This is a genomic window from Lentibacillus juripiscarius, from assembly GCF_042685205.1.
Lineage (GTDB): Bacteria > Bacillota > Bacilli > Bacillales > Amphibacillaceae > Lentibacillus > Lentibacillus juripiscarius.
The window spans coordinates 1-16,183 of record NZ_JBHUNA010000010.1 but is presented as its reverse complement, the minus strand read 5'-3'; the positions used below and the strand labels follow the sequence as shown (position 1 = coordinate 16,183).

Genomic DNA, 16,183 nt, shown 5'->3' with positions numbered 1-16,183 from the left:
AACAGGCTGCCTAGCATGCCAATCAGTGACAGCGTCCAAATAATCATCATGAATGTCTCATTCGGTTTCGTATCTCCCATGTCGGCACGCCCCCTAATTATATACGTTTGTATTATACTAGAATCCTTCTTTCAGATTCAATTAATTAGTTTATCGTTTCAGCCTCCATCTCAAGTCGAAGATCCATTCCTCTTTGTACACAGCCATTCATAAACATGAATCAATGTCATGAGGAAAATAAATCCAAAAATGAACCCAGCGAATACATCTGTCAAATAATGCACATTAATCACATAGCGGCTGATGCCGATCAAAAAAATTAGGAGTGCCAAAACAGACTGAAGCACAACAGCCTGTTTGCCTGAATGGATTTTTTTACCGAGGAGATAGGCAAGAAAACCGTAACAGACCATTGGGATCATCGCATGTCCCGATGGAAAACTGTACCCTTCCGCATTAGCCGCAATGAAAATACTCGGCCGCTCCCGCTCAACAAGCTGTTTAATCAGGATATTCAGCCCATAGGATGACAACGTGCCAAGCCCAAAAACAACCGCTGGAAGCCAGTCACGAAACAGCCGCCATAACACCATTGACATAATAACGACAAACGGTATCAGAAAAGTGCCGGAACCCAATTCGGTAATCCAGCGAAAAATGGTGTATGTATTGGTCCCTGCTAATTCCTCCACATAGGCACGTGTCAGCTGATCCATATACAGTTGCTGTCCACTGATGATGCGAACAATCCAAATGCCCGTTGTTAGCAGTACAATGGTAACGAAAATAACAGTCACATTACTCGATGATCTCTTTGACAATGATACATCCTCCTGCCGCGCTCCTGCATCTTTTTCATGTTCATAAACGGAAATATAATAATTTCCACTCTTTGTCCACATCATACCTTATTTCATGTTTGAAAAAAATATTATGTGGAAATATATTTATATGCTCGCATTATAAATGCGTGTTCAAAAAGGAGGATAAAAAGGACCGAGAATTTCAAGGCGGTGAAGCTTTGAGTAGCGGAGTGTATGCAAATTAATACATGAGCGACGGAAAAGCAAGCCAACGAAGAAATTCGATGCGTCATTTTTACCGGACTTTTTGAACAACCTCTATAAAGAAAGGTTGGGGTAAGATATGGATCAAAACATACAAAACCTAATTGATGGATTGAACGAAGACTTGGCACATGAATATGGTGCTGCGATTCAGTACACGTATAGCGCATCGGTCGTATCCGGATTGTACCGCTCTGCATTGAAACCTTTTTTTGAAAATGAAATAAATGATGAAATGGGTCATGCCCTGTATTTGTCTGAAAAAATCAAATCACTCGGCGGAACACCAACAACCAAATCTGCAGACATCCCACAGCCAACCGATGTAAAAGACTTATTGGAAGCAGCCCTGGAAGCAGAAAAAGATACCATTAGCCGATACGAAACACGCAAACAGCAAGCAGAAAAAGCGGGCTACACCGAACTTGTCGTCAAACTGGAAGACATGATTGCCGACGAAACAGGCCACAAAGAAGAAATCGAACGGCTGCTAACTGACCCTAGAGTACATTCTTAATGAATGGCTGTTTCTAAAAGATTGTTGCCTATGAATGGAGAAAAAACTGCTAGATACTCTGAGCAGCCCGAATACACGTAGACTCCTGCGGGAAGTACGAGATAGGCAAGACCCCACAGGGCTCTGCCCGAGGAGGCTTGCCACTCGCCCGCGGAAAGCGAAGTGGATTCGGGTTGCGGACTAAAATAAAAACAATCTGTACGAAAGTTCCTAATGAAAAAGGACTGCTCATCACGGGCAGTCCTTTTTCATAATTCTGTCCTCTTACGCACCATCTTTTTGCAATCAATGTTATAATGATGGGAAAAGGCTTAGAGGGGGCTATTGCATTGCTTAACGCGATACATAACAAACTGGATGAGCTATTTCCGGAAATGGTTGATATTCGCCGTTACCTGCACCAGTATCCGGAAGTATCGTTCCAGGAAACGAAAACAGCACAATATATCGCCGATTACTACGAGGAACTAGGCATCCCCTATGAAAAGAATGTCGGCGGCAACGGGGTTATTGCCACGATGAAAGGCGGCAAACCGGGCAAGAGGATTGCACTAAGGGCTGATTTTGACGCATTGCCGATTCAGGACGAGAAAGATGTCCCGTATAAATCAAAAGTAGACGGTGTGATGCACGCTTGTGGGCACGATGGACATACGGCTTCCCTTTTGACTTTGGCCAAAACAATGAAGGACTTTCAGGACGAACTGCCGGGGACCATCCTTTTCCTGCATCAGCATGCAGAAGAATATGCACCGGGGGGAGCGAAGCCTATTATCGAATCCGGTGCGCTTAATAATGCGGATGCCGTGTTCGGAACGCATCTGTGGGCAACAACCCCACTCGGCGTGCTCCAGACTTCCAAAGGCGCGTTCATGGCTGGACCGGACCGTTTCGAAATTACCATTCAAGGTCAAGGCGGGCACGGCGGCTATCCACATGAGACAAAAGACGCCATCACCATTGGATCGCAGGTTGTCTCCCAACTGCAACAAATTGTTTCGCGACGGCTTGACCCACTGGAAACAGCTGTCATCTCCATCGGTCAATTCGAAGCCGGTAATGCATTCAATGTCATTGCCGACAAAGCAAGACTCGTCGGAACCGTTCGCTACCTTGCAAACGATGTTCAGGAGAAAATAATAAGCGAAATGGAAAAGGTTGTGAAAGGTATTTGCGACACGAATGATGCCACTTACTCCATCAACTATGAAAAAGGCTATCCGCCCCTTGTAAATAATGCAGAAGAAGCCGAGCTGGTACTTCATGCGTCCGAAAACGTAAAAGAAATTCACACAGCTGAAGAAATAAAACCGGTTATGGCCGGGGAAGATTTTGCCTACTACACGATAGAAAAGCCGGGTGCCTATTTTTTTACAGGTGCGCAAAAAGATGACAGCCCTTATCCGCACCACCACCCGAAATTTGATATTGATGAACGGGCGATTCCTATTGCCGCCAAGACACTCATAGCTGCCTACTTGGCGTATCAGGAACAATAACTGTCATTGGTGCCAACAAAATAACGCTCAGAGCGGAAATTTTCTCTGAGCGTTATAGGAAAAAAGCGCGAGCAAGGAATAGACCTCACCCAGCTGCTAAACTCAGGGAGGTCTATTTTTTTCTGGTCTGTAATCGTTACAACGAGTGTTGCGAGAGCATCGGTTGTAAAATTTTGATTATTTAACGTTTAATCAAGCAATGCACGTACTTCATCTGTTGACTCTGTCTCCATCAATCGATTTCTTAGTTCACTCGCCCCTTTAAACGCACGGACATATATCTTAAAAAAGCGACGAAGTGGTTTGAATTGACGTGGCTCTAATGTTGAATAGTTATCATGGAGATCCAGATGTAACCTTAAAAGATCAAGCAATTCTTTACTGCTATGGTCTTTCCGCTCTTTTTCAAAGGCAAATGGATTTTTAAAAATACCGCGCCCAATCATAACCCCATCAACACCATACCTGCGAACGAGATCCAAGCCAGTTTGACGGTCAGGAATATCCCCATTAATCGTCAAAAGTGTATCTGGTGCCACATGATCACGAAGTTTTTTAATCTCCGGAATTAATTCCCAATGCGCATCCACCTTACTCATTTCTTTTTTTGTGCGCAAATGAATAGAAAGATTAACAATGTCTTGTTTCAATAAATGTGTAAGCCAATCGTGCCATTCATCTACATCCGTATAACCAAGCCTTGTTTTCACACTTACAGGCAACCCTCCTGCTTTTGCTGCTTGTATTAGCTCTGCTGCAACTTCTGGGCGACGGATAAGACCGCATCCCTTCCCATTTGAGGCCACATTGGGTGCAGGACAACCCATATTAATATCCACACCGCCAAAACCTTCTTTCGCCATTCCAATACTCATTTGCCGAAAATATTCGGGTTTATCACCCCATATATGAGCCACCATCGGTTGTTCATCTTCTGTAAAAGTCAAGCGCCCACGAACACTTTGGTGCCCCTCTGGATGACAATAACTTTCCGTGTTTGTAAACTCTGTAAAAAACACATCAGGTCTAGCTGCCGCACTTACTACATGGCGGAAAACAACATCTGTCACATCTTCCATTGGTGCCAGTATAAAAAACGGTCTTGGTAACTCACGCCAAAAATTATCTGTCATATTCTGTTCAAATCCTCTCATTATCGGGGTGTCAGGACAACTCCTGATGTAACCACAAAAATAAAAAGCAAAGATATCTCTGCTTCTTTTACACTTATACCATGGTTAAGCACTTTTTATCAAACGAAGCTAATATGTAATCTAACAAAACATGCTGCTTCAGCGGATGACAATAAGTTGTGCCCTCTTGAAAAAAGGGTATTAACTCTATGCTAATTTGCATTTACTTTATCAATAAATCACATCATTACAATAAAAATAAGCAGACCAATTCTATTGCCTAATTGGACTGCTATTTTCTGTTTTGTACTCCAAAACCGAACCCGTCAGAATCCATCTGAGCGTTTTTTATGCAAAAACTGTCAATCAAACCATAACTTTCTTATAAACGAAACCATGAATAAACGTGTAAATGAACAAGGCTCCAACAGCCAATACGACAAGTGAACCTATCCATTCCTGCATGCTTGCAAATAGCACCGCATACAGCACGGTCTGAATCATGGCCAGCTGATAAAGCAATTTGACTAACGACCGCTGCCGCACATCCAAGCCAACCGGGTACAAATCCAGCCACATAACAGTTCGGTGATGATGATAAAGCGTGACCATCTGGAAGCTGCTCATGTACAGAAAGAGCACAGCAAACACCAGCTTCAGCCATATATTTGGGATAAAGTAAATAAACAGCCCGCCAATCACGAGAAGCCTCCCATACATCCCCAAATAATCGCCACTTCTGATAAACGCAATCCGATACAAATAATCAAATGTATGTTTTTGGTCAAACGGAACACGCTTCATCAGTGCAACCAGCCAGTGCCGACGCTTCACCTGATTTTTCAGGTGCGGAACATCAGTGAACATATTCGCAATCCGATAAAACGTCTGCATCCGGCTTCGGTCTTTTTCAACCAGCAAATCCCATACAATTCCCGGCTGTTTCCCGGAGACACGCCAATCATAAATAAAGACAAACGCAAATATAATCGTCGTTATGCCTGCCCACAGCATTTCACCGCGGACCGCAAAATAAAATACCGCCACATTCAAAAGCAACCGGGCTGCCTGGTCTGTCTGCCGCACACCGGGTTCCCTGATTTTCAGCATCCACCAATTGGCAATCAGGTTCCATCCTTTAAAAATAAGCACGACAAACAGCGTCCATAAATAAACATTCCCTGCCCTGTCCGGGTAGGAAGCGAAATACAGCGGCCCGAATGCAGCACCGGCAAAAAGCAATAAATAAAGCTGGACAACAAAACTGTAAATCAGCGCGTTCCGGAAATATGGTCCCATTTTATGTTCAGCGGCGATTAGAAACACAAGATCCGGCTCTTTCAGAAGTGTCCGAACCGGGCTATAGCTGACAAGCAGACCAAACGTTCCCCCAATAATTGCCGCTGTCGGAAAGTGCTCGGGAAGTTCTGCGAGCCATCTCTGATAGTAATAAGCAGCCGCTGAAATAAAAAATAGCATCGCAACAGCTATATGCCCATTAAATATGTACCGCAAATAGCGGCTTGTCTCCTTCATATGCGCAGCAAACCGCTGCTTAAAAAACGTATGCGCGTCAAACATGGCTATCTTCCTTTGTCAGTTCCACATACAAGTCATCCAATGAGGCATCCGGCATGTCAAACTCCCGCCTTAATTCAGCAAGTGTGCCGTTTGCCCTGATTTTTCCGTCATGCAGGATGACAAACCGGTCACAATTCCGCTCCGCAGTTGCCAGGATATGGGTTGACATCAGTACACCCGACCCATTTGCTTTCATCTCATCCATCCACTCCAGGTAGGATTTGATGCCGAGCGGGTCTAGTCCGACAAACGGCTCGTCCACAATATATAAAGGCGGCTCAATCAAAAATGCGCACATAATCATCACTTTTTGCCGCATCCCTTTCGAAAAATGCGTCGGAAACCATTTGAGCCGTTTTTCCATCCGGAATGCTTTCAGCAATGGATCTAGCCTCTTCTCAAAAGTGGATTCCGGTATATCGTAAGCCATTGCCGTCAGCCGTAAATGCTCGTACAATGTCAATTCATCATACAGGATAGGCATCTCCGGAATATAAGCCACCTGATTCCGGTATGTATTCGGGCTGTCCTCAAAGGTCTTTCCGTTGACCGCGACCGTTCCAGTCCTGGCCTGCATCAAGCCGATAATATGCTTGATAGTCGTACTTTTTCCCGCCCCATTCAGACCAATAAGCCCGACAATTTCTCCAGGATAAACGTCAAACGAAATACCATGCAGCACGTTTTTATGTGTGTATCCACCGTGTAAATCGGCGATATGCAGCAAAGGTTCCACAACTTTTCCCTCCAGTTTACTCTCTTTAAATTTTACCATGTTTCATAGGGCATTCCAAAACAAACTCGTCGACAAAAAATGTGTATAAATTAACTTCCATCCGTTCAGACTATAAATGAAGCCAAGAGGATGAACAAAATCATGTAATTTCGTGATGCACACAAATGAGGTGTTTGCGATCGGCAATTAGGTGATTGGCACTCCAGGATCGAAGCCAAGCGTCTGTGATGCGAAGCAAGATCTTTCGTACCGTCTAATGCGTAAAACCAATTTGTCAGACGGTCTCAAGCAATTGGGATACTGACAAAGCGGTTGTTTGTAATCACGTTAAAAGTGCGCTTGCAGTTTAACAACATTACAAAAGTCCCCAACGTTAGATGTTGTCATCCTCTTGCTTCTTAGTCAGGCCGGCTCACCACCCGTGAGTCCGGCCTGTTTCTTTTTTTAACGTCAGAAATCATATGTTTATGGATGACCTTATTTACTATCTAAACAGATGAGATAGTCCGAACCTCGAACTTTCCACGCACAGGTGTACCTTTGGAATAAAGTTTGATCAAAAACAACAAACAAACCCCCATTTTACGGTAAATGAAAAGAACCCGTTTTGAAAAAAGATTAATCAAAACGGGTTAATTCTTTAATATTGTCACTTTTTAGTTTTATGTTTTTCTTTGCCTCACCTACAAAATAAGATAATAAACCTATTGTTAATGCTAGGACGGGAAGGTTGAATAAAATAAAATCAGGCATTACTTTACCCCCCCTTGTTATATAATCCTCTATTACTACAAACGTGCTCGTTAGCTTAACAAAGAATCTAATACAAATGGTATGATAATTAGCAATATAGAATTCAAATCATGACGATTAGACTGATGTGGTTCGGTTTAGGGAGAATGATTGGAGGTTGTACAAAGAGGACCACCTATATGGGAATGATCATCTGCTAAACGGTTTCTTCACGTTTATCGTTTTTTAGTTCAGTCACACCTCAGACGACAAATGACTGCACGAGGTATCTTTCAATAAATTCAGCCAGACCATCCTGTTCATGATGACCGGTTGTAACATCTGCGGCCGCCTTCACTTCTTGGTCAGCATTCGCCATTGCGGCGCTGATTCCGGCATAACGCAGCATTTGGATATCGTTCGGGCCGTCACCGATGGCTGCTGTTTCTTCCGGATTAATGCCAAACGCTCTAATAAGCACTTGAATGGCAGCCCATTTAGAAACACCGGGGGCAACTATCTCAAACCCGTCTTTCCAGTCAATGACATCCGCTGCATCACTAAATAAATGTGACATATGCGAACCGTGGCAGCCTGTCCTGACACTGCATTTCAGCACGTTCCGGTAATCTACATGCCGCAAGTCGCCGATATACCTTGGCGGAACCTTGCCTTCCCTGGTCCACTCATCAACCTCCTTGCACGTCTTGTTGCAATAGAAACCGTCAGTTGTGTGCACAATGATATTGCACGGGATTTCATTCGTTACACGATGAAAGTGCGCCTCATCCAGCACAACCGGATTCATCTGGACAACCCTTCCAGTGAATCCATCATGAATGGAAGCACCATTCAGGCAGATCATCGGTGCTTTCAAGCCAAGCAGACTATGGTAAGGTGCTGTGATCTCATATTGACGCCCTGTCGCCAGAAAAACTTTAACACCCTGATTTGTCAATCTGTTGATCGTTTCCGCATTGCGTTGTGAAATCTCATTTGATGACGTCAGCAATGTTCCATCCATATCAATGAACAATGCACGTATATTCATTTTGTTTCCTCCCTCCTATTACACATCAACCATATCACCTAAATGTAAAGTGGGCATTAACTGTGTGTAATGATTTGATGAAGAATTGAGGGAGGAGTGTGATATGATAATGATATAAACCGTCGATGCTTGTCGTACGGATTGTGGTGCTAAACCTTTGGCAGGTGGGTCTTCCGACTGCAAAAATACACCCTGTATTTTAAGCATATTATCGATAAATGAAAGCTAAAGCCTTTGAGGATTTCCTGTAATCCGTCTCACAACCTCGGTATGATCAAAAGAGGTACTTCTCCTTTTCCAAAGACAACATAGTGCATTTCTGTATTTCCAATCGTAAAGGTTTTCGCCTTTACGCTAAACATCACCAAAAGCTTCTTATTCATCTTACGCCCGTTAGGGGTATAGCGTACAACCCGTTGATTTCCGTTCCAGGCGGACGCTTTCCGCGGGCATGGCTTCAGCCCTCATCGCTACGCTTCGTTGCGGGGTCTTCAGCTCATGCTATTCCCGCAGGAGTCGCCACCTTCCACTCCAATCATCTGAGAGTCCGCTTATAAAATTTATTTTAGAACAGCGCCAGTTCGCAGAATAGTCTAATAATTAAGAGTTTAAACCATCTGTAATAATCATCACTTATAAAGATAAAAGGAACCCCCTTTAGGATTCCCCCTCAACTCTTTCTATTCATTTCAAGCTGTAATAAGTCTATAGTAAATCCAGCTTGCATTAACAAATCTAATCCAAGCAATCCGTTAATATCCTCATATCCAAAATCATTAAAATCGACTTCGATGCTTTCAATCGTATAGTCACTGATTTGGATACTGTCTACATTTTTTCTAAATGCATACTCTTTTCCACCAATTCCATAATAAGTGACAATCTTATCATGTGAATCAACCTGCATACCAATATCATCTACTGCATTTTGAGAAACGAGTGTTCGAGCAGCCCCTGTATCCACCACCAAATTTTCGATCACTTTATTTTTCCCATTATATCTCAGCGTCATATCCACTAGTAGCAATCCATGTTTGTATTTTATTTTCATGTTAGTAGAATCTCCTCAACCCTACATCTTGCCGGACTTCAAGTACAATATTTTCATGGGAAGTGTGATAAACTAAATCTTCATCTTTTGATTTTAAAAGTTCTTTTGTTGCTGATTCGTCCGGTACAGGTCTTATAACAGCCATATCTTCAATGATTTCTCGATAATTTTCAATATGAGACGATAGTACTTTCAGTTTAACAAATTGATCCGGGTACATATTTCTAACTTCTGACCATTTCAATTTTACCGCCCCTTTCATTTAACATTATTATATCACTATTTAGACATTTACCATAGAACTTCATAATAAATATTGACGCAAATCCTAATTAAAGAAAAGCGCCCGATGATTGAATAGTCTTTTTCTGCAATTAGCTGGTATTAGGGTGTTATGGAATAAATATCTTAATTTAATTGAATGACTCAGTTACTTTAATCTGTTATTTCTTTTCGTTGTTCCTTTTTTCATCATCAAATATCATATCTATACTGACTATTAGAAGTGCAGTCAAAAATTCTGCAAACCCAGAGAGAGTGATCGTACCCATTAATTCATCAACCGTATAAATCACAACCCAAGTTAACCCAAACTTAACAAATACTGTCCAAAGAAATTTTTCACTTTGACGGATATTTGCCTTCACTATAAAAACCAAGACTATCTTTTCGATTACCTCGAAAATAATACCTATTAAAAAACAATAGAGAACAAATAGAAGTAAGGTTCCAGTGGATTCATAGGTCACACCAATCAAAGAGAAAAAACCTGTGAGTCCAAAAAAGAATCCACCAAAAACAATAGCAATTGCAATTGAAACAACTAAAGTAAGAGCTAATACAACAATTATTTTCTGCCGAAGTTTCAAATATCGAAACGATTCATCCTCTTTACTCATCCAACTTTCCTTCCAATTATTAAAATGTTCCTCTACCTTTAAACCAAAGGTAGGAGTAAGACTTATTCCGTTCTTGCGCCCTATTCTGGAATAAGTTTAAAACCACTAATTGGCGGTTTGTTTATTAATTACTTTTTCAACCCTAATTTGTTGCCTTTTATGATAATTTGGTTTTGACATCTTATTAATATTTATGCTTCCGATCACCTTACGTATCGTGGTGTTATTAGCAATCAGTTTATTATATTTATCATTGTTTAAATATGCTTGAAACCACTTTTCTTGCTCTAAATATTTAATGTTATTTTCAATTTCTTCCTCGGTAATATCCTTGAATGAAAAGAAAATCATAGTGGCTATGTTGCCTAATAAACTCAATACTGAATCCAATTATTCTCCCCCTTACTTATGCAACTAAATGGCCCTTTTCTTCAATATTGGGCGCAGATTCATTGTTCCAGAAATGCGCCCGATTATTTAATACCACACACCAGATATTTATAAGGCGTAAGCAACGAGTACGATAAGCAATAGAATAATTAAAACATACTCAATGGCGATACGTTTTTTGCTTTTATTCTTCTTTTTAAATTCCCTTTGCTTTTCCTTTTTAATTTGGTTAGCTGTATTCATTAAAATCCAAATTATTGATACTGTAATAAGGGTCACAACGATTAAATACAATAGGTTATTAAGACCTCTCAGCTCACCTTGAAGAAGCGAACTATATAAATAAACTGTGAAACTTATGGTTATTGGAATAGAAACAAAAGTACGAATCAGTAATTTATTTTTTAATCTATTATGCTCATTAGTAGGAATACAATCACTAATATTCAACACCCTCTCAATAAAGCATCTTGTTCCACAAAATGGCCCTTTAAAGCAATATCAGGCGCAGCTTTATTCCAGATTTGCGCCCGATGATTGAATAGTCTTTTTCTGCTATGAGCTGGTATTGTAGAACAGTTTAACTCTCTTTCAAAAATTTCTTATGTGCTCTTGAGGTGATTAAAGATATAATGCAAATTGCTGCAAATGAAACAATCCACCCAACAAGCAAATAAACTGCTGTATTAGGCTTAGGGTTATCTACAACAAGAAAAGCAATAATCGTAAAAAGCAGTGAAAGTCCGATTGCCTTTAACACTGTATTTTTTCTTGTTCTTTGCATAATTCACACTCCCCTCGTAATGATCCATATTTGACACCGCAATCTGATCCCTATAGCCAGATTAGGCGCTAATATTTATTCCTGATTAGCGCCCGATTGCTTAAGATATTCAACTAATACCACTATGTCTGAGCCGTTGTTTAGGTTTCCTTATTTTTCCTAATTTTAGGTACGCTAATAAGAAGTAATCCAGTCACAGCAATAATAAAAAATATGATGTTAGTACTGTTAAATTCATTTTGAATTACAGCCAAAGATAGGCCACCTACAGCAAACAATAAAAAACCTAACCAAAATAATTTTCTTTGTTGCAATACAATCCCCCCCTAAGTAGTTAATTCCCTGTGCCACAATCTGGCCCTACAATTGCAATTTGGACGTTACCCTTTATTCTGGAACAGTGCCCGGTTGCATTAACTGTTACCTCCGTAATAATTTACTTCTTTTTATTTGTTTTTTCTGCAGTTTTATATCCTGCGATAAACATTAGAACTCCCAAGACCACCTTTATAAGTAGAAAAATTGGATGTCACCCTTTCTGCCTTTCTTACCGTGAAAACTCACCAAAATTTATACAACAATCTGTCCCTTTAACTTGATACCAATTATTTCAAATTCCAAGAATTAACTCAATCTTTTTTCTATAAAAAATGGCACTTACCTTATTCGCGATAAGCGCCCGTTTGCTTTATAAAGGTTTTTTAAATACAAAGCTCACTTTGTCATAATTCATTTTTTCTTCATAAAATCGGTGTGCATTGGTACGCTTTAATCCTGATGATAAGGCAACGCTTTCGTAGCCACTTGCTTTAGCCCACTCATGTACGTAGGATAACAGGCTTTCACCATAACCATTTGAACGTTTATTTTCATCAGTGACCAAATCGCATACCCAAACAAAGCGCCCGTAATAAAGTGTGATCATGGGTTTAAACCCTGTAACCGCAACAATTTCTCCTTGGTCATACAAAGCGAATAGTCTGTACATGTCCCTTTCCTTGGCTTCCGTTACCAAATCAAGATAGGCTTTTTTATCAAGATGAGTACGTAATTGATTTATTACTGGAAAAGCCTCAAGAATTTCCCCTCGGGATTGAAGTTCTTTAATAGTTGGAGTATCCATTGCTAATCTCCTCTTTAAATGTATGTCAGCTTATTTTCTCATTCAATTTTCCATCAAAAATCCTGCAATTATTCCGCGAAAGCGCCCGATTGAAGAACAACTTTAATTAACTTTTTTAAACCTTTTTATAGCACCAGTTATCATCATAGCCACCCCTATATAATTGACAATCATACCCGCAATAATAAAGCCATAATTTATCTTCTCCACAAATAACCCAATAAGCAACAGACATATGCTAATCAAAAATAGAACTATACTGATTTTAAAATATGTCAATTAAAGTCCCGCCCCTTCTTTCAAAATCACCACAAATTTTGTTCAGTAATAGCACCCTTTAATGGAACTAAATAGATGATTAATTATTTGATGTTGATAGCGACCTAAAGGACATAATTAATAAAAACAAAAATCCAATAGAACCTCCCATTGCAAGTAACTTAGCAGCGACCGGTTCCTTATTAAAAAAAGTGTATATACCAAAGAACAGAAGTATTGCGAGTATAGTTCGAGAAATATCTATTCTGATTTTATTTTTATTTAACTCTTTTGTCGTCATAAAATAAAACTCCTTTTACCGATGATTTATTTCAATTTTAACATACACTGCTCCACAAAATGGCCCTTATGTATAATGCGGGCGCTGATCCTTATTCCAGAAGTGCGCCCTTTTACGGAATAGTCCTGTTGTTGGCTGCTATCACGATTGCATTTTATTAGATTAGCTATGTTAAGACTTTCAAAGACTTTCATCTAATTTATTCGAATATCAAATTCCAGAAAGAGGCACCGCCACCAGCCATCCAATACGATAGAACACCGAGGGAGATGAGGAACCAAGCCACTCGCCATACGGTCTCTTTTCTTGAAAGCTGAATCCAATAAAAAGCACCCCACCACACATAAGTCGTCATAATTGCAAAGTCTATCCCAGGGTAAGACACCTGGCTCATTGCATTTCCGAACCAAGCTAATAGACTAATCGGTACAATAATTATTAAAATAACTATGTTGAGGATGTGAAAAATCCGATTTCTCATTTAAATCTTCCAGCCCCCTAACGATGCGAAATTCCAGTAATCTATCCAAAACCACAAAACGGTTACAGAAATTAAAAACCAGATAAGTCTCCAAGCATATGTTTCTTTTCGAAATTGAATAAAATAAAAAATTCCCCACCAAACAACAGTAGCTATAATAATAAAACGAATAAAAAGTGAATTAACACTTAAAAAAGCAAATAAACAGATTGCCTCTACAATAATAAAAACCATTATGTTGAGGCTGTGAAAAATCCAGTTTCTCACTTTAAACCTCCAGACTACATTTAACAATACTGCCTTTGATTTATACCAATTATTTCAAATTCCAGGAACTAACTCAATCCTTTTTCTCTAAAAAATGACGCTTACCTTGTTCGCGATAAGCGCCCGATTGGTGAACTATTTGTTCCTAGATATAAATAATCTTTGAGAGAAAAAGTAGGCTATGGTCGCCACCAAAAGGGTTATCAAAAAAGGAATTATTGAAATCCGACCAAATTCCACTTCTTGTTCAATATTACCATTCACTGAAGATAGGTCGGGAGTATAAAGTGCTGTCAGAAGCCAACCTGATAAAACTTGACCTACCACATATAACAAACCGAAACTTAATATAAACACCACGTATTTTTTCATCTTTTACACCTTCTCTTAAATGGAATACACTTTGAATTTTATGCAATAAAATGGCCCGTTTGCGGAACAGTTGCAATTTGGTTTGTCAATGTAAATGTATCAAACTTTATCATTTTAGGCGAGAAGACTCCACCCTCATTTTTGCTAAGGTGATTACTCTATACAGTAAAAATTTTAACGTCCTAATTATAAGTGCAACTAAGCTAAGTACCTGCGCCTAAAAGGCTTGGCGCTTGCCAAGTTTTCTTTAGGATTGCTTTACTTCTCCCCTGCTCTCAATATACAATAGATTAAAACAGGAACAGGAGTGATTTGGCATGGCTCATGAGGATTGTATTTTCTGCAAGATAATCGACGGCGAAATTCCGTCGGCAAAAGTGTATGAAGACGAAGCCGTTTATGCATTTCTGGACATCTCCCAAGTAACAAAAGGACACACACTGGTCATACCGAAAACACATACGAAGAATATTTACGAAACACCACCGGAAGTTGCCGGAAAATTGTTTGAGCGCATCCCAAAAATCGCAGACGCCATCAAAAGTACTTATCAGCCCATCGGTATGAATCTTTTGAACAACAATGAAAAGCCCGCTGACCAATCCGTATTTCACCTACATATTCACCTGATTCCGCGCTATGGAGAAAATGATGGGTTTTCATCAAACTGGACAGTACATTCGGATGATTACACGCAGGATGACCTTCAGAATATCGCACAGGAACTTAATGCATCTTTGTAAATTTTAGAAAATTACCACTTTTATTTTTGCGGTTTTTTTGTTATACTGATAGTATGTTTTCGCAGCTGGCAGCGTGCACAGCTGGAAAGCCAACATTAGCTTAGCTGAGAAGAGGAGAGATTAGAAATGAATACAAGAGTTTTGGTGCTTTTATCGATGCTGCTGGGGATTGGGGCTGTATTGCACTTTATTATACCGCCATTCTTTTACGGAATGAAACCTGACATGTTGCTTTCCATGATGTTTCTGGGAATCATGCTTTTCCCGAAAGCAAAATATGTCGCTGTATTATCACTGGGAGCCGGTTTCATTTCAGCATTGACAACACAGACTCCCGGGGGACAGATTGCAAACATGATTGATAAACCGATTACCGGTATCCTGTTTTTTGGGCTGCTGCTGCTAGTCAAAGATCATATGAACAGCAAAATAAATGTGCCGGTACTGACCGCAGCCGGAACGATGATCAGTGGTTCCATCTTCCTGACCGTCGCACTCTACATCATCGGGCTGATGGACGGCGCGTTCACACTGCTGTTTGCGACGATCGTACTGCCGGCGGCGTGCTTGAATACAGCTTTCATGGTAGTTGTTTATCCAATCGTCCAATCTGTATTAAAACGGTCACAGCCACTGAAAGCAGCCTAGATGTACACCATGCAACACTATCCATCCATCAATCCCCTGGCACTCTTTTGTCAGGGGATTTTTAGGCATCTTTACCGGTAAAAAATATAGAAGAATGTGGAAGGGAGCGTAAACGTATGGCAAAGGGAAAATCGTTTATTCTTGGCATTATTGCCGGCGGCGCGGCTGGTGCTGCTACAGCATTGCTGAGCACACCTGAATCCGGCAAGGATCTTCGTAATCGGGCAAAAGAGCAAAGTGTGGAATGGAAGGAGCTTTTTGAAAAGCTAAGAAACGATAGCATTCGTTTGAAAGAACAGATCACGCAAACGTCCAAAGAGGGAGCTGTTCTGGTTAGGGAACTTACACAAGAAATGAAAAATTCCGTTAAAACATGGAAAGAAACGGTGGACCCACACCAGGAGAATATCCAGGAATACCTGATGCAAATCGAATCAAGCCTGAAAGAGCTGGAAGACAAAGTACAAAACCAGTCCAACTAGAATAGAGTAGGGTAACCTTTCTCAAGGCTACCCCCTCATCAAACCGCACGTGCCCTATTAAGGCATAC

23 protein-coding genes are annotated in these 16,183 nt (G+C 40.5%); 5 read left to right on the top strand and 18 right to left on the bottom strand.

All coding sequences use genetic code 11. From position 1 onward, the window contains the following. Window positions 1-170: 170 nt before the first annotated feature. Window positions 171-821 (bottom strand): phosphatase PAP2 family protein, encoded by a 651-nt coding sequence (locus ACFSUO_RS06580; RefSeq protein ID WP_382392314.1) that lies wholly within the window; start codon window positions 819-821, stop codon window positions 171-173. Between the two features lie 325 nt (window positions 822-1,146). Here ACFSUO_RS06580 and ACFSUO_RS06575 point away from each other — a divergent pair, with 325 nt between their 5' ends. Together ACFSUO_RS06575 and ACFSUO_RS06570 are read left to right on the top strand one after the other, a co-directional pair. Continuing rightward, on the top strand, window positions 1,147-1,584 hold the full coding sequence (locus tag ACFSUO_RS06575) for a ferritin-like domain-containing protein (RefSeq protein WP_382392312.1): 438 nt from the start codon (window positions 1,147-1,149) through the stop codon (window positions 1,582-1,584). A gap of 329 nt (window positions 1,585-1,913) precedes the next feature. Then, a complete protein-coding gene (locus ACFSUO_RS06570) occupies window positions 1,914-3,083 on the top strand; it encodes a M20 family metallopeptidase (RefSeq protein WP_382392384.1) in 1,170 nt (389 codons plus the stop codon). Between the two features lie 188 nt (window positions 3,084-3,271). Here the strand turns inward: ACFSUO_RS06570 and ACFSUO_RS06565 are convergent, their stop codons facing one another. The 17 genes from ACFSUO_RS06565 to ACFSUO_RS06485 form a co-directional block, all read right to left on the bottom strand. Continuing rightward, complete coding sequence (locus tag ACFSUO_RS06565; RefSeq protein WP_382392382.1) at window positions 3,272-4,216, bottom strand: tRNA dihydrouridine synthase; 945 nt, start codon at window positions 4,214-4,216, stop codon at window positions 3,272-3,274. A 366-nt stretch (window positions 4,217-4,582) separates the two neighbouring features. Further along, complete coding sequence (locus tag ACFSUO_RS06560; protein WP_382392310.1) at window positions 4,583-5,797, bottom strand: ABC transporter permease; 1,215 nt, start codon at window positions 5,795-5,797, stop codon at window positions 4,583-4,585. After that, window positions 5,790-6,533 (bottom strand): ABC transporter ATP-binding protein, encoded by a 744-nt coding sequence (locus ACFSUO_RS06555; RefSeq protein WP_382392380.1) that lies wholly within the window; start codon window positions 6,531-6,533, stop codon window positions 5,790-5,792. The genes ACFSUO_RS06560 and ACFSUO_RS06555 overlap by 8 nt, the downstream gene beginning before the upstream one ends. 618 nt (window positions 6,534-7,151) lie before the next feature. After that, on the bottom strand, window positions 7,152-7,286 hold the full coding sequence (locus tag ACFSUO_RS06550; protein WP_382392308.1) for a hypothetical protein: 135 nt from the start codon (window positions 7,284-7,286) through the stop codon (window positions 7,152-7,154). Between the two features lie 241 nt (window positions 7,287-7,527). Then, window positions 7,528-8,316, bottom strand: coding sequence for an HAD family hydrolase (locus ACFSUO_RS06545; RefSeq protein WP_382392306.1), 789 nt, complete (start codon window positions 8,314-8,316; stop codon window positions 7,528-7,530). Window positions 8,317-8,986: 670 nt separating this feature from the next. After that, window positions 8,987-9,367, bottom strand: a complete 381-nt coding sequence (locus ACFSUO_RS06540) for a retropepsin-like aspartic protease (protein ID WP_382392304.1) — start codon at window positions 9,365-9,367, stop codon at window positions 8,987-8,989. A gap of 1 nt (window position 9,368) precedes the next feature. After that, a complete protein-coding gene (locus tag ACFSUO_RS06535; protein WP_382392302.1) occupies window positions 9,369-9,611 on the bottom strand; it encodes a hypothetical protein in 243 nt (80 codons plus the stop codon). Between the two features lie 199 nt (window positions 9,612-9,810). After that, window positions 9,811-10,266, bottom strand: a complete 456-nt coding sequence (locus ACFSUO_RS06530; protein ID WP_382392300.1) for a YrvL family regulatory protein — start codon at window positions 10,264-10,266, stop codon at window positions 9,811-9,813. A gap of 105 nt (window positions 10,267-10,371) precedes the next feature. Continuing rightward, the gene (locus tag ACFSUO_RS06525) at window positions 10,372-10,656 is read right to left on the bottom strand and encodes a hypothetical protein (protein WP_382392298.1); all 285 of its coding nucleotides are present in this window, start codon (window positions 10,654-10,656) and stop codon (window positions 10,372-10,374) included. Between the two features lie 108 nt (window positions 10,657-10,764). Then, complete coding sequence (locus tag ACFSUO_RS06520) at window positions 10,765-11,106, bottom strand: hypothetical protein (protein ID WP_382392296.1); 342 nt, start codon at window positions 11,104-11,106, stop codon at window positions 10,765-10,767. Window positions 11,107-11,236: 130 nt separating this feature from the next. Continuing rightward, window positions 11,237-11,440, bottom strand: coding sequence for a hypothetical protein (locus ACFSUO_RS06515; protein ID WP_382392294.1), 204 nt, complete (start codon window positions 11,438-11,440; stop codon window positions 11,237-11,239). A 140-nt stretch (window positions 11,441-11,580) separates the two neighbouring features. Then, window positions 11,581-11,754, bottom strand: a complete 174-nt coding sequence (locus ACFSUO_RS06510; protein WP_382392292.1) for a hypothetical protein — start codon at window positions 11,752-11,754, stop codon at window positions 11,581-11,583. Window positions 11,755-12,128: 374 nt separating this feature from the next. Then, a complete protein-coding gene (locus ACFSUO_RS06505; protein WP_382392290.1) occupies window positions 12,129-12,563 on the bottom strand; it encodes a GNAT family N-acetyltransferase in 435 nt (144 codons plus the stop codon). A 358-nt stretch (window positions 12,564-12,921) separates the two neighbouring features. Next, the gene (locus ACFSUO_RS06500) at window positions 12,922-13,122 is read right to left on the bottom strand and encodes a hypothetical protein (protein ID WP_382392288.1); all 201 of its coding nucleotides are present in this window, start codon (window positions 13,120-13,122) and stop codon (window positions 12,922-12,924) included. Window positions 13,123-13,321: 199 nt separating this feature from the next. Further along, window positions 13,322-13,603, bottom strand: coding sequence for a hypothetical protein (locus ACFSUO_RS06495; protein ID WP_382392286.1), 282 nt, complete (start codon window positions 13,601-13,603; stop codon window positions 13,322-13,324). Continuing rightward, a complete protein-coding gene (locus ACFSUO_RS06490; protein ID WP_382392284.1) occupies window positions 13,604-13,870 on the bottom strand; it encodes a hypothetical protein in 267 nt (88 codons plus the stop codon). 135 nt (window positions 13,871-14,005) lie between these two features. Beyond that, window positions 14,006-14,242, bottom strand: a complete 237-nt coding sequence (locus ACFSUO_RS06485) for a hypothetical protein (protein ID WP_382392282.1) — start codon at window positions 14,240-14,242, stop codon at window positions 14,006-14,008. A gap of 317 nt (window positions 14,243-14,559) precedes the next feature. Here ACFSUO_RS06485 and ACFSUO_RS06480 point away from each other — a divergent pair, with 317 nt between their 5' ends. The 3 genes from ACFSUO_RS06480 (at window position 14,560) to ACFSUO_RS06470 (ending at window position 16,115) form a co-directional block, all read left to right on the top strand. Beyond that, on the top strand, window positions 14,560-14,985 hold the full coding sequence (locus ACFSUO_RS06480; RefSeq protein WP_382392280.1) for an HIT family protein: 426 nt from the start codon (window positions 14,560-14,562) through the stop codon (window positions 14,983-14,985). Between the two features lie 126 nt (window positions 14,986-15,111). Beyond that, window positions 15,112-15,633 (top strand): tryptophan transporter, encoded by a 522-nt coding sequence (locus ACFSUO_RS06475; protein ID WP_382392278.1) that lies wholly within the window; start codon window positions 15,112-15,114, stop codon window positions 15,631-15,633. 116 nt (window positions 15,634-15,749) lie between these two features. Continuing rightward, a complete protein-coding gene (locus tag ACFSUO_RS06470; protein ID WP_382392276.1) occupies window positions 15,750-16,115 on the top strand; it encodes a YtxH domain-containing protein in 366 nt (121 codons plus the stop codon). Window positions 16,116-16,183 lie beyond the last annotated feature (68 nt).

Coding starts and splice junctions, on each gene's coding strand:
- ACFSUO_RS06575 (WP_382392312.1), top strand. CDS start 1,147: ATGGATCAAAACATACAAAACCTAATTGATGGATTGAACGAAGACTTG.
- ACFSUO_RS06565 (WP_382392382.1), bottom strand. CDS start 4,216: ATGACAGATAATTTTTGGCGTGAGTTACCAAGACCGTTTTTTATACTG.
- ACFSUO_RS06560 (WP_382392310.1), bottom strand. CDS start 5,797: ATGTTTGACGCGCATACGTTTTTTAAGCAGCGGTTTGCTGCGCATATG.
- ACFSUO_RS06550 (WP_382392308.1), bottom strand. CDS start 7,286: ATGCCTGATTTTATTTTATTCAACCTTCCCGTCCTAGCATTAACAATA.
- ACFSUO_RS06545 (WP_382392306.1), bottom strand. CDS start 8,316: ATGAATATACGTGCATTGTTCATTGATATGGATGGAACATTGCTGACG.
- ACFSUO_RS06540 (WP_382392304.1), bottom strand. CDS start 9,367: ATGAAAATAAAATACAAACATGGATTGCTACTAGTGGATATGACGCTG.
- ACFSUO_RS06530 (WP_382392300.1), bottom strand. CDS start 10,266: ATGAGTAAAGAGGATGAATCGTTTCGATATTTGAAACTTCGGCAGAAA.
- ACFSUO_RS06515 (WP_382392294.1), bottom strand. CDS start 11,440: ATGCAAAGAACAAGAAAAAATACAGTGTTAAAGGCAATCGGACTTTCA.
- ACFSUO_RS06505 (WP_382392290.1), bottom strand. CDS start 12,563: ATGGATACTCCAACTATTAAAGAACTTCAATCCCGAGGGGAAATTCTT.
- ACFSUO_RS06500 (WP_382392288.1), bottom strand. CDS start 13,122: ATGACGACAAAAGAGTTAAATAAAAATAAAATCAGAATAGATATTTCT.
- ACFSUO_RS06495 (WP_382392286.1), bottom strand. CDS start 13,603: ATGAGAAATCGGATTTTTCACATCCTCAACATAGTTATTTTAATAATT.
- ACFSUO_RS06485 (WP_382392282.1), bottom strand. CDS start 14,242: ATGAAAAAATACGTGGTGTTTATATTAAGTTTCGGTTTGTTATATGTG.
- ACFSUO_RS06480 (WP_382392280.1), top strand. CDS start 14,560: ATGGCTCATGAGGATTGTATTTTCTGCAAGATAATCGACGGCGAAATT.
- ACFSUO_RS06475 (WP_382392278.1), top strand. CDS start 15,112: ATGAATACAAGAGTTTTGGTGCTTTTATCGATGCTGCTGGGGATTGGG.
- ACFSUO_RS06470 (WP_382392276.1), top strand. CDS start 15,750: ATGGCAAAGGGAAAATCGTTTATTCTTGGCATTATTGCCGGCGGCGCG.